Origin of the sequence: Acidovorax sp. sif0632 (genome assembly GCF_019218805.1) — a bacterium.
Lineage (GTDB): Bacteria > Pseudomonadota > Gammaproteobacteria > Burkholderiales > Burkholderiaceae_C > Acidovorax > Acidovorax facilis.
Genome location: NZ_JAHUWW010000004.1, coordinates 358,190 through 370,061, shown reverse-complemented (window position 1 = coordinate 370,061; position 11,872 = coordinate 358,190). Strand labels below are relative to the sequence as shown.

Annotated in this window: 10 protein-coding genes; 3 read left to right on the top strand and 7 right to left on the bottom strand. The window is 66.1% G+C overall.

The genetic code is table 11. The features are described 5' to 3' along the window. Positions 1–127: 127 nt before the first annotated feature. Positions 128–1,090, bottom strand: coding sequence for a tRNA-dihydrouridine synthase (locus KW832_RS15365; protein WP_218300586.1), 963 nt, complete (start codon positions 1,088–1,090; stop codon positions 128–130). Positions 1,091–1,336: 246 nt separating this feature from the next. On the opposite strand from KW832_RS15365, the gene KW832_RS15360 reads away from it, so the two are divergent. After that, positions 1,337–1,888 (top strand): hypothetical protein, encoded by a 552-nt coding sequence (locus KW832_RS15360; RefSeq protein ID WP_218300585.1) that lies wholly within the window; start codon positions 1,337–1,339, stop codon positions 1,886–1,888. 118 nt (positions 1,889–2,006) lie between these two features. On the opposite strand, the gene KW832_RS15355 is transcribed toward KW832_RS15360, so the two are convergent. The 3 genes from KW832_RS15355 to KW832_RS15345 form a co-directional block, all read right to left on the bottom strand. Beyond that, positions 2,007–3,182 (bottom strand): methyltransferase, encoded by a 1,176-nt coding sequence (locus KW832_RS15355; RefSeq protein ID WP_218300584.1) that lies wholly within the window; start codon positions 3,180–3,182, stop codon positions 2,007–2,009. Positions 3,183–3,199: 17 nt separating this feature from the next. After that, positions 3,200–3,721 (bottom strand): GNAT family N-acetyltransferase, encoded by a 522-nt coding sequence (locus tag KW832_RS15350; protein ID WP_055393295.1) that lies wholly within the window; start codon positions 3,719–3,721, stop codon positions 3,200–3,202. A 207-nt stretch (positions 3,722–3,928) separates the two neighbouring features. Continuing rightward, positions 3,929–4,531 carry a hypothetical protein gene (locus KW832_RS15345; RefSeq protein WP_055393192.1) on the bottom strand — a complete coding sequence of 201 codons (603 nt, stop codon included), beginning with the start codon at positions 4,529–4,531 and terminating at the stop codon, positions 3,929–3,931. A 252-nt stretch (positions 4,532–4,783) separates the two neighbouring features. Here KW832_RS15345 and KW832_RS15340 point away from each other — a divergent pair, with 252 nt between their 5' ends. Then, positions 4,784–5,419, top strand: a complete 636-nt coding sequence (locus tag KW832_RS15340; RefSeq protein WP_055393190.1) for a response regulator transcription factor — start codon at positions 4,784–4,786, stop codon at positions 5,417–5,419. Continuing rightward, complete coding sequence (locus KW832_RS15335) at positions 5,406–7,280, top strand: hybrid sensor histidine kinase/response regulator (protein WP_218300583.1); 1,875 nt, start codon at positions 5,406–5,408, stop codon at positions 7,278–7,280. The genes KW832_RS15340 and KW832_RS15335 overlap by 14 nt, the downstream gene beginning before the upstream one ends. On the opposite strand, the gene KW832_RS15330 is transcribed toward KW832_RS15335, so the two are convergent. The 3 genes from KW832_RS15330 to clpB form a co-directional block, all read right to left on the bottom strand. Then, positions 7,252–8,691 carry a coniferyl aldehyde dehydrogenase gene (locus KW832_RS15330; protein ID WP_218300582.1) on the bottom strand — a complete coding sequence of 480 codons (1,440 nt, stop codon included), beginning with the start codon at positions 8,689–8,691 and terminating at the stop codon, positions 7,252–7,254. The genes KW832_RS15335 and KW832_RS15330 overlap by 29 nt on opposite strands. A gap of 130 nt (positions 8,692–8,821) precedes the next feature. Then, positions 8,822–9,178: a hypothetical protein gene (locus KW832_RS15325; RefSeq protein ID WP_121505790.1), complete on the bottom strand. Its 357-nt coding sequence runs from the start codon at positions 9,176–9,178 to the stop codon at positions 8,822–8,824. Positions 9,179–9,244: 66 nt separating this feature from the next. Beyond that, the gene (gene clpB / locus KW832_RS15320; protein ID WP_121505789.1) at positions 9,245–11,851 is read right to left on the bottom strand and encodes an ATP-dependent chaperone ClpB; all 2,607 of its coding nucleotides are present in this window, start codon (positions 11,849–11,851) and stop codon (positions 9,245–9,247) included. Between the last annotated feature and the right edge of the window lie 21 nt (positions 11,852–11,872).

Genomic DNA, 11,872 nt, shown 5'->3' with positions numbered 1-11,872 from the left:
CCTCGGGCGGTTCGCTGCGTTGCTTTTCTTGCCAATAGCTGGGCTATTGGCTGCAAAAAGACGCCTTGCGGCCCATCCCGATCCGCACTACCACCGACTCGCGAGGGTTATGCAGGACATCCCTAGATCAACCCTCGGCTGGCTGCAATGCATCCACCCACGCGGTGATCGCCCGCTGGTCCGTCATCGTGCGCACGTGCTGGTAGGCGACCTCGGCCTCCGGAAAGCGCCTGCGCAGGAGGTTGAGCCATTGTTTGAGCCGCCCCGCGCGCTGGCGTGGTTCCAAGTCGTCACACACCAGTTGCCAGAAGGCCGCCAGGTGCGGCAGCAGGTCGGCCCAGGCCACCGTGTCCGCGCCGGGCTGCCCCGCATCCGACGCGCGGATGGCCCGGGCCAGTCCGGGGTCAGCCACCATGCCGCGTCCGAGCATCAGCGCATCGCAGCCCGACACTTCGCGGCAGCGCTGCGCGTCGGCCACGGTCCAGATCTCGCCATTGGCCACCACGGGGATGCCGACCGCCGCGCGGATGGTGGGGATGTGCTCCCAATACGCTGGGGGCCGGTAGCCGTCGGCCTTGGTGCGGGCATGCACCACCAGCTCAACAGCGCCGCCCGCCTGCATGGCCTGCGCACATTCGCGCATCAGCCCGGTGTCGTTGAAACCCAGGCGCATCTTGGCGGACACGGGCAGGTGCAGAGGCACGGCGCGGCGCACAGCGGCCACCACGGTGGCGATGCGCTCGGGCTCCTGCAGCAGCGCCGCGCCCCCGCCGTGGCGGTTGACAACCTTGGCCGGGCAACCAAAGTTCAGGTCGATCCCCTCGGGCCCCAGGGACGCCAGGCGTGCGGCGTTCTCAGCCATGCAGACGGGATCAGAGCCCAGCAGCTGCGCACGCACCGGCACACCGGCCAGCGTGCGGCTGCCGTTGTGCAACTCCGGCACGTAGCGCAGAAACACCTTGTCCGGCAGCAGCGTGCCGGCGATGCGGATGAACTCCGAGACGCAGCGGTCCACCCCGCCCACGCGGGTCAGCACATCACGCAGCACAAAATCCAGGAGCCCCTCCATGGGGGCAAGCAGCAAGGTCATCGCGAGAAAGGCCACCGGGCCCAGCACCCCAGAACAGAGCGCAGCCCGCACACAGCCAAAATATGAATCAAAAAGGGCCCTAGCGCTTGATGGATAAGCGCAAGCAGCTATTAAATATATAGCAAATACTGCTTTTGCAGCCATGCTACGACCAGTGGCAGCCCGCCATTGTGCGGCAGCGAGGTCATCACAGCGTCATGGCGGCTTGCTGCAATCACCGCCATTCACCCGTGAATGGAGAACCCCATGCTGCTACAAAAAACCGAAAAAGCCCGCCTGGAACTCTTGCCCGGCGTCCGCACCCTGAGCCTGCGGGAGCGTTCTCTGCTGCTCCTGGTGGATGGCAAACCGCTGTCCGACTTGCAGGCCATGTACAACGGCATCGGCGCGCAGATTGTCGACAACCTCATGCGCCAGGGTTACCTGGCCGGCCCGGCCGAGCTACCGCCGCCCTCCGTCGCGCAAACTGCTGCACACAACAAGCCATCCATCCAGCGCCCGGAGCCCGGCGATGCCCTGCGCTCGCTGGCCGGCGCACGCATGTACCTGTTCGACACCTGCGAGCGTCTGTTTGTGCGCCGCGACCCCGTGCTGGCGCAGCAGTTTCGCGAGGCGTTGCGCGCCGCCAAGGACCGCGCGAGCATGCTGGACGTGGGCGAAGCCATGTTTGAAGAAGTAGCGATGACCGCGGGGGCCGAACGTGCTGCCAGCCTGCGCGAAAGGTTCGAGCAGTTGATGCCTTCTGCGCCTTCGGCCTCCGAGCCGTTTGACTCGACCCAACCCTCAGCACTGGCTTGAGTGGCAGGTTTTTTGAAACATGACTTGCGCAAAGCGGGGGTCAGGCAAGCGGTTCACCCCATGCCGAGGCGGCTGTTGCATCCCGACTTGCGTAGGTCCTGTGAAAATGATGCCGTGATCAGGCCGCAGCCAGCCGCCACAACGAAGTGACCTCCGCCGCACGGGCAGCGTGCAGGGCGTCACCCGCATCGGCCGCCTTGGCATGGTGCGGCTTCACATCGTGCCGGCCACGCACCACCAGCCCCGCATCGGCAATCCATTCGAGCAGTTGCGCGCGTGGGCGCAGGCCCAGGTGTTCGGCCAAGTCCGACAGGATCAGCCAGCCCTCGCCGCCAGGCTCCAGATGGTCGGACAAACCCGCCAGAAAGCCTTTGAGCATGCGGCTGCCTTCGTCGTACACCGCGTGCTCAATGGGCGAACTGGCCCGTGCGGGCACCCACGGGGGGTTGCACACCACCAGGGGCGCGCGGCCAGGCGGAAACAGGTCGGCCTGCAGCAGCTCAACCTGTGGCATGACACCGAGGCGCTGCAGGTTCTCCCGCGCGCAGGCCAGGGCGCGCGGGTCCTGGTCGGTGGCCACCACGCGCTGCACCCCACGGCGTGCCAGCACGGCAGACAGCACCCCCGTGCCCACACCAATGTCAAAGGCCAATGTCTTGCTAGGCAGAGCCGTGTCGGCCACCAGGCCCACGTATTCGCCGCGCACGGGCGAGAACACGCCGTAGTGCGGGTGGATGCGGTTGAGCGGTGGAGCGCCAAGCGCTGGCACTTCTACACCCTTTTTGCGCCATTCGTGCGCGCCCACCAGGCCCAGCAACTCACGCAGCGTGGCCACCGAGCGCTCGCCCGTGGCCGGGCCCCAGGCCTCGGTGCAGGCCTGGCGCCAATCGGGCGCACGGCGCAGGTCAATGCTGTAGTCGCCTTCGAGCGGGATGAGCACCGACGCCAGCACCCGCGCGCGCTGCGCCTGCGCCTGGCGGTGCAGATGAAAGGCTTCGGCGGGGGTGGCGGCAGCAGCTTTTTCGGCGGCCTTGGCAGCGGACTTGCGGGGTTTGGCCGATTTGCCCGCCTTGCCGGACTTGGCATCGGCCCGGCGCATCAGCGCCTGCAGCAGCATGCGGGCGTTCTGGAAGTCGCCCTGCCACAGCAGACCCGTGCCTTCACAGGCCATGCGGTAGGCCGTGTCGGCGGCCAAGGTATCGTCGGCGGTGACAACCCGGCGCGGGGCCGGGGCACCACTCTCGGAGCGCCACTGGGCTTGTTGAATCTGGCCCTGGCGGCTCCATTCGATCATTGAGTGCCTTTGCGTGACTACGCGTTGATGGGGCGCTTCAGGCGCACTTCTTCGATCTTGACGCCCCCCACCACAGCCGTCTTGGCGGTGGAGAGTTCGCGCTTGAAGCCCGCCAGTTCGTGGAACCGGATGGCGCGCTCGTTGCGCAGCGGCACCCACGCCGTAACGTTGGTGCAACCTTCTTCCTGCAGGCCGTCGCGGGCAGCATCCCACAGAGCCAGACCCACGCCTTGGTTCCAGTGGGTAGGTGCAGCGTAGATGGCCCAGATTTCACCAGTGGTGGGGCGGGATTTTTCATCGCGCGAGCGGTCGTAGCCGACAAAACCGACGATCTTCTCGCCGTCCACGGCCACCTGGACCTGGGGCTCGCAATATTCAATGGCCTCGCGCCAGTAAGCCTGGCGCTTTTCGACCGACATGGATTTCAACTGCTCGTCTGGCACCAGCCCTTTGTAGACCTCTTGGGCTGAGACGGTATGGATCTGGGCAATGGCTTTGGCATCGCGAAGCGTGGCGGGACGAACCTGGATACTGGACATGAAAAAACCGAACGAAAACAGGGAAAGAAAAAACGAAAGGACCGGCATTGTCGCCGCAAACGGTTTTTCCCCCTGTCCGGCCCCCTCGCAAACCCTCTGTGGGGCCCTCTCAAATGCCTGTGTACGTAGCATTGCGGCGCCGGTAAAGCGGCTGCCGCTGCGGGCTGCGCCGCAAGCAACACCCAGCAGCGGGCGCCAAGCAGGATCTCAGGCCAGCGCCATGGAGCCCGAGAGCGAAGTCCCCGCCGCACCGGCTGCCGCCGCTGCACGCTGCACCAGCGCACGCTTGTTGCGGGGGCGCGGCACATGCACGGCAGGAGGCGCGCCGTTGATGGCCGAGAGCCCCAGCACCAGCGTGACGGTGCGCGAACACCCTTCCTCGCGCTCGTCGCTCGCATAGGCACGGTAGCTGCCGTTACCTTGCCCGTGGCGGCGCTGCACCGTGTGGAAAGCCACACGCACGCCGCTGACGCGGTGGCCCCCAAAAGGCAGCACGCGCAGCCGCGCATCGCAGTCCAGCGCCAGCCCCAGATTGCCATCGCGGTTGATGAGATCGGTGCGGATGGCACGCCATGTCTGCCCCTCGTCCATTGAAAACTGCCAGGTGCCTGCCTGGGCGTCCAGGTGCTCGATCACCACGCCAGCCGACGCCTGCGTGCCAGGGCAGTTTTCTTCCACGATCTGGGCCAGCGTGTTGCCCCCCAGCCCCGTGCTGCCCTGCGGCGAAGCGATGGCCGCCGGTCGTCGTTCGCCGTGGTGGCGGGACACATCGGAAGCGGCTGAACCTGGGTGAAGTGCATTGGCAGTCATGGGAAACCCTTTGAAAAACGAAGGTTGCGCATTGATGGATGGTTGGTACGCACCCCCTCAGGTGCTTTTCAATGCTTGACGGAAAGTCTAGAAAGTGCACAACGGAGCGTCCATCGCACAAATGGACTAGTCCGCAACAGTGTGTTGTGCGCAATACTTGCTCATGACTTACGCAAAACAGAGCTCAGGCAAACGGTTCATCCCAAGGCAAGGCGGGTGTTGCATCCCGGTTTGCGCCGGGGCTGTTGCTGTATGACTGCCCGCCTTTTGCTGGTGGACGACCACAACCTGTTTCGCACCGGGCTGCGCCTGATCGTGCAGGACCACCCCCGCGTGGGCACGATTGCCGAGGCGGGCTCGATTGCCGAAGCCTGCGCACTGCAACTGGCCGATGCCGACCTGGTGCTGCTGGACATCCAGCTGCCCGGCATGAGCGGCCTGGACGGGCTGCGCCTGTTGCGCCAGGCCTGCCCCCGGGCGCGCATCGTGCTCGTTTCGGCCAGCGTGGCGCCCGATGCGATCCATGAAGCACGCGCCCGGGGCGCCGATGGTTTCCTGCCCAAATCCGCCAGCGCCGAAGACATCCTGGAGGCCATTTCGTGCGCCTTGTCGGGGCAGCCGTGTTTTCCGATCAACAGCGGCAACAGCGCCACCACGCGCGGGCCGGACACGCCGTCGCTGACCGCTCGCCAGCTCGACGTGCTGTCGCTGCTGTGCACCGGCAAGCCCAACAAGGTCATAGCACGCGACCTGGGCCTGAGCGAAAACACCGTGCGTGTGCACGTGGCGGCCATCTTTGCGCAGCTGGGCGTCAACAGTCGCAGCGCCGCCTTGCTGGCGGCCCAGCGCCTCGGCCTGTCCACCCCCCAGCTCCATGACTCCCTCTGAGGCCCTGCCGGTGCAGCCGGATGCCGCCCAGCCCCCCACCCGCTGGGGATGGCCGGCGTGGGAGCGCGATGAGGTGCTGCGCGAGCAGGTGGCCCTGCTGCGGCACAACTTTCCGATGACGCTGCTCGCATCGCTGGCCACCGCGCTCGGCACGTTGTGGGTCATGGCGCGGGTGGCCGAGCCCCAGGCCATCACGGTGTGGCTGGTGTCCCACGCACTCGTGGTGGCCGGGGTGTACCTCACGCTGCGCAGCATTGCGCCTTTCACCGACCCGGCGCAGCAGGCGGCGCGCAAACTGATCGCCTGCATGGCCGCCATGGGGCTGAGCTGGGGCAGCCTGGGGTATGTGGTGCTCTACTGGGGCACCCCCGAAAGTGTCATCTACGCCATCGGCATCATCAGCACAGTGTCGTCGGGCGCACTCGGGCTGGGGGCCCCGCTGTACCGCGCCTATGTCACCTACCTCACCTGTGCCATCGGCGGCGTGATGATGGCGGTGGCGCTGGCTGGCGGGCCTGTGATGTGGCCCGCGCTGTTTCTCACCGGTGTCTACTATGCGCTCACGGGCATGCAGGCGCGCACCGCCGACCGGGCCACACGGCGCAGCATTGCGCTCAAGCTGGAAAACGACCGGCTGGTGAACCAGCTGCGCGCCGAATCGCAACGCGCCCTCGCGGCCCAGGAGGCCGCCGAGAAGGCCGACCGCGACAAATCCCGTTTCCTGGCCGCTGCCAGCCACGACCTGCGCCAGCCCTTGCACGCGATGGGCCTGTTCCTCGAATCGCTGCAGCGCAGCCCGCTCAACGACCACCAGCTCACCGTGCTGGGGCATGCCCATGCCGCCTCGGGCGCGGCGGCCGAGATGCTGACCACCCTGCTCGACTATTCGCGGCTGGAAGCCGGTGTGGTGAAGGTGCGGCCCGATGCCTTTGCCGTGCAGCCGCTGCTGACGGCGCTGGAGCAGGAGTTCGGCGTACAGGCCGACACGGCGGGGCTGGTGTACCGCACACGGGAGACTTCGGCAGCGGCCTTTGCCGACCGCTCGCTGGTTGGGCTGGTCATGCACAACTTCATCTCCAACGCGCTGCGCTACACCGCCAAAGGCGGTGTGCTGATTGCGTGCCGCACGCGCGGCAAGCGCCTGGCGCTGGAGGTCTGGGACACGGGGCCGGGCATCCCCCGGAGCCAGTGGGACAACATCTTCAAGGAGTTCCACCAGCTCGGAAACCCCGAGCGCGACCGCCGCAAAGGTCTGGGGCTGGGGCTGGCCATCGTGCAGCGACTTGCGCGCGAGATGAACACCTCGGTCGAGGTGCTGTCGCAGCCGGGGCGGGGTTCGGTGTTCCGGCTGTGGCTTGACCGCTGGCAGGGTGCGCTGGAGGACGACACCGCGCCTGCGCCCGATACCGTCAGCCTCGTGGGCCTGAAGGTGCTGGCCATTGACGACGATGAGGCCGTGCGCCTCGGCATGCAATCGTTGCTGCACAGCTGGGGCTGCCAGTGCATCACCGCAGAGTCGAGCGCCGATGCGCTCGAATGCCTGGAAGACATCACACCCGACATCATCATCACGGACTTCCGCCTGCGCCACGAAGAGACCGGCAAGCAGGTGCTGCAGGCCCTGCGCGCCTACCTGGGCACCAGCGTGCCCGCCATCATCATGACGGGGGATACGTCACCCCAGCGCCTGCGCGATGCGCAGTCCACCTCGGCCCTGCTCCTGCACAAGCCGGTGTCTACAGGCCAGCTGCGCGATGCCATGGTGCAGCTCATCACCCAGCCGCAGCCCGTGCCACCGGACAGCATGCCGCAGGACGACGACGAGGGGACGGCTACAACCAGCGCCGCAGCATCCCCATGACCTGGTCAAACCGGGCGCCATAGGGCGGGTAGAACAGCGAGCCCATGGACCAGCGCGACTGCACCAGCACCGACTTCTGGTGGCAAAAACGCAGGAAGCCTTGCTCGCCGTGGTAGGCGCCCCAGCCGCTGTCGCCCACACCACCAAAGGGCAGGTTGTCGTGCGCAATGTGCATCAGCGTGTCGTTCACCGTCACGCCGCCGCTCACGGTGCGGCGCAGCACATCGTCGCGCACGGCCTCGCTCTGGCCAAACCAGTACAGCGCCAGCGGGCGCGGCCCGGCATTGATGTGGGCGATGGCATCGTCCAGCCGTTCGTAAGAGATCACGGGCAGGATGGGGCCAAAAATCTCTTCCTGCATGAGCTGCATCTGCGACGTAGCGCCAAACACCAGCGTGGGCAGCATCTGGCGGCTGGCGCCGTCGCCCAGGGTACCCACCGTGTTCACAACGGGCTTGCCAGCAGCGGGGTCAATGGTCTGCACTTCGGCCCCCTGCGTCTGTGCCTGCTGCAGCATGGTGCGCAGGCGGGCGTGGTGGCGCGGCGTGATGATGGATGCGTAGTCGGCGTTGCCCTCGATGGTGGGAAACAGGCGCGCTACCGCGGCCCGGTAGGCCTGCGCAAACTCGCCCTCGCGGCCGCGCTGCAGCAGCACATAGTCGGGAGCAATGCAGGTTTGCCCCGCATTGAGCAGCTTGCCGTGCGCAATCTTGAGCGCCGCATCCGCCATGTCGCAGTGGCCGTCGATGATGCAGGGCGACTTGCCACCCAGCTCCAGCGTGGTGGGTGTCAGGTTCTGCGCCGCCGCTTGGGCCACCTTGCGGCCCACGGCGGTCGAGCCGGTAAACACCAGATGATCGAACGGCAGGGAGGCAAACAGGGCCGAAAGGTTGGCATCGCCCTGCACCACACAGAACTCGTCAGGTGAAAAAAACTGGGCCACCAGCAACGCCAGCTGGGCCGAGGTGTGGGGTGTCAGCTCGCTGGGCTTGAGCATCACGCGGTTGCCCGCCGCCAGCGCCGTGATGGCGGGCGCCAGGGCCAGCTGCACCGGGTAGTTCCACGGGGCAATCACGCCCACCACGCCCAGCGGCTGGCGCTGGATGTGCGCACTGGCGGGCTGCAGGAAGATGGGCGTGCGAACCTTGCGGGGCTTCATCCACCTGGCCAGGTGGCCCAGCGTATGCGACAGCAGGGTGCGCAGCACAAAGAAGTCGGCCACCTCGGTCAGGCGCGGAGAACGCATTCCAAAGTCGGCCTGCACGGCCGCTGCCAGCACCGGGCCATGCTCATTGAGCATCTTGGAGATGCGCAGCAGCCGCTCGCGGCGCACCAGCAGCGGCACATCCACATGCGCGCGGCTGGCCTGGCGTTGAAGATCGAAATGGGCGTGGATATCGGCGGGTGTCATGGTTGGATCATAGAAGACACCCCGACAGGCGCGTCACGAAAAAAGCAGAGGCGACACCGGTGCAGGCTCCCTGTGGCTCCGCGCTGGATGGGGCATGGTGCGGGGCAGCGCCCGGTCAGGAGCGCCCCCTTCAGCGCACTTCGCGCGCCTCGACGTCCGTGACCTCAGCGGCGCCAGGCAGGATGCCACCTCGGCGCGATGCTGCGGTCTCTTCGCTGGCGTCAGGTGCCGCTGGCGCGGCGCCACGGCGGCCTGCGGACCAGCGCTCGGTAGAGCGAAACACCGTGCTGAAGCCCGTGCGCGGGTCCATGCGCATGACCCACGGGGTCACGGGGCGGCCAGTCAGGCGAGCCCAGCCCGCGCGCAACGCCCAGACCAGCGCGAGCACCATCACCGCCACCAGCAGGCTGGCAAACAGCACCAAGCCCATGGCGACGACCACTACCCGCAGCAAAAGGCGCACAACGCCCGCAACAAAATCATTCAAACGTCACCTCTCCTTCACATCTGGGAAGAGGGGAAAAGGGGTTACCCCCTTCTCCCCTGGTCCCGATCAACCCTGCGGCGCGGCGCTGAACTGGAACACCCCCGGTTCCAGCACCGGGTTCACGCTCACAGCGATCACGCTCTTGGGAGGGAACTGTCCCTCCAAGAGCAGCTTGGACAGCGGGTTTTCAATGCGCTGCTGGATCGCCCGCTTGAGCGGCCGCGCACCAAACACCGGGTCGAACCCCACCTTGGCCAATTCTGCCAAGGCAGCATCGGACACCTGCAATTCCAAATCCATCTTCGCCAGCCGGGTTTGCAGCAGTTGCAGCTGGATCTTGGCGATCGAGGCAATGTGCTGCGCATCGAGCGCGTGGAACACCACGGTCTCGTCGATGCGGTTCAAAAACTCGGGCCGGAAGTGGTTCTTGAGCTCGCCCCACACTGCTTCCTTGATGTCGTCCGAGTCCTGCCCCACCATGGCCTGGATCAGGTGCGAGCCGATGTTGCTCGTCATCACAATCACCGTGTTCTTGAAGTCCACCGTGCGGCCCTGACCGTCCGTCAGACGGCCATCGTCCAGCACCTGCAGCAGCACGTTGAACACGTCGGGGTGCGCTTTCTCCACCTCGTCGAGCAGCAGCACGCTGTAGGGCTTGCGGCGCACGGCCTCGGTCAGGTAGCCGCCCTCTTCATAGCCCACATAGCCGGGCGGTGCACCGATCAGGCGGGCCACGGAGTGCTTCTCCATGAACTCGCTCATGTCGATGCGGATCAGGTGGTCTTCGCTGTCGAACAAAAAGCCCGCCAGCGCCTTGCACAGCTCGGTCTTGCCCACGCCCGTGGGGCCGAGGAACAGGAACGAGCCCGTGGGCCGGTTGGGATCGGACAGGCCCGAGCGCGAGCGGCGGATGGCGTTGGCCACCGCAGCAATCGCCTCTTGCTGGCCCACCACACGCTCGTGCAGCTTGGTCTCCATCTGCAAGAGCTTGTCCTTTTCGCCCTGCATCATCTTGGCCACGGGGATGCCCGTGGCACGACTCACCACCTCGGCGATTTCTTCGGCACCGACCTGCGTGCGGAGCAGGCGGCGCGCGGCAGGGGCGCCGTCCTTGCCCGCCTCTTGCGCCTGCGCTTCCTTCAGCTGCTTTTCCAGCTCGGGCAGCTTGCCGTACTGCAGTTCGGCCACCTTGTTGAAGTCGCCCTTGCGGGTGAATTCTTCGATCTGGAATTTGAGCTTGTCGATGGCCTCGCGCACATGGGCGCTGCCCTGCGCCTGGGCTTTTTCGGACTGCCAGATTTCGTCGTAATCGGCGATTTCCTTTTGCAGCTTGGTGATCTCTTCCTCAATGAGCGCAAAGCGTTTTTGCGAGGACTCATCCTTCTCGCGACGCACCGCTTCGCGCTCGATCTGCAGCTGGATCAGGCGGCGGTCGAGCTTGTCCATGACCTCGGGCTTGGAGTCCATCTCGATCTTGATCTTGGACGCCGCCTCGTCGATGAGGTCAATCGCCTTGTCGGGCAGAAAGCGGTCGGTGATGTAGCGGTGGCTCAGCTCGGCGGCAGCCACGATGGCCGGGTCGGTGATGTCCACGCCATGGTGCACTTCGTACTTTTCCTGCAGGCCGCGCAGGATGGCAATGGTGGCTTCCACCGTGGGCTCGCCCACCAGAATTTTTTGAAAGCGCCGCTCCAGCGCTGCGTCTTTTTCGATGTACTTGCGGTATTCGTCCAGCGTGGTCGCGCCCACGCAATGCAGCTCGCCGCGCGCCAGGGCGGGCTTGAGCATGTTGCCCGCATCCATCGCGCCTTCGCCCTTGCCCGCGCCCACCATGGTGTGCAACTCGTCGATGAAGACGATGGTCTGGCCTTCGTCCTTGGCCAGCTCGTTCAGCACGCTTTTGAGGCGCTCTTCAAACTCGCCGCGGAACTTGGCGCCTGCGAGCAACGCAGCCATGTCGAGCGACAGCACGCGCTTGCCCTTGAGGCTCTCGGGCACCTCTCCCGCCACAATGCGCTGGGCCAGGCCTTCGACGATGGCGGTCTTGCCCACGCCGGGCTCGCCGATGAGCACGGGGTTGTTCTTGGTGCGGCGCTGCAGCACCTGGATGGCGCGGCGGATTTCATCGTCGCGCCCGATCACGGGGTCGAGCTTGCCCATGCGCGCGCGCTCGGTCAGGTCCAGGCAGTATTTGGCCAGCGCGCCACGCTGGCCTTCGGCCTCGGCACTGTCCATCTTCTGTCCGCCGCGCACGGCCTCAATCGCAGCCTCCAGGCTCTTGCGCGTGAGGCCGTTGTCCTTGGCGATCTTGGCGGCTTCGCCCTTGCTATCGATCACGGCCAGCAAAAACAGCTCGCTGGCAATGAACTGGTCGCCGCGCTTGATGGCCTCTTTCTCCGTCGCTTGCAGCACGCGGCCCAGCTCGGGGCCGCCCTGCACCTGGTCGTTGCCCTGTACCTGGGGCAGACGCTTGACGGCGGCTTCCGCCGCTGCCAGCAGGCCGGGCACGTTGGCGCCCGCACGCTGCAGCAGCGCCTTGGGTCCGTCGTCCTGCTTGAGCATGGCCACGAGCATGTGCACAGGCTCGATGTAGGCGTGGTCGTTGCCCAGCGCAATGCTCTGTGCATCGCTCAGGGCTTCCTGGAACTTGGTGGTGAATTTGTCGAGACGCATGTGGATGTCCTCCGAATTGCG

Excerpts from the sequence above, each read along its gene's own strand:
- KW832_RS15365 (WP_218300586.1), bottom strand. The coding sequence starts at position 1,090 with ATGACCTTGCTGCTTGCCCCCATGGAGGGGCTCCTGGATTTTGTGCTG.
- KW832_RS15360 (WP_218300585.1), top strand. The coding sequence starts at position 1,337 with ATGCTGCTACAAAAAACCGAAAAAGCCCGCCTGGAACTCTTGCCCGGC.
- KW832_RS15355 (WP_218300584.1), bottom strand. The coding sequence starts at position 3,182 with ATGATCGAATGGAGCCGCCAGGGCCAGATTCAACAAGCCCAGTGGCGC.
- KW832_RS15350 (WP_055393295.1), bottom strand. The coding sequence starts at position 3,721 with ATGTCCAGTATCCAGGTTCGTCCCGCCACGCTTCGCGATGCCAAAGCC.
- KW832_RS15345 (WP_055393192.1), bottom strand. The coding sequence starts at position 4,531 with ATGACTGCCAATGCACTTCACCCAGGTTCAGCCGCTTCCGATGTGTCC.
- KW832_RS15340 (WP_055393190.1), top strand. The coding sequence starts at position 4,784 with ATGACTGCCCGCCTTTTGCTGGTGGACGACCACAACCTGTTTCGCACC.
- KW832_RS15335 (WP_218300583.1), top strand. The coding sequence starts at position 5,406 with ATGACTCCCTCTGAGGCCCTGCCGGTGCAGCCGGATGCCGCCCAGCCC.
- KW832_RS15330 (WP_218300582.1), bottom strand. The coding sequence starts at position 8,691 with ATGACACCCGCCGATATCCACGCCCATTTCGATCTTCAACGCCAGGCC.
- clpB (WP_121505789.1), bottom strand. The coding sequence starts at position 11,851 with ATGCGTCTCGACAAATTCACCACCAAGTTCCAGGAAGCCCTGAGCGAT.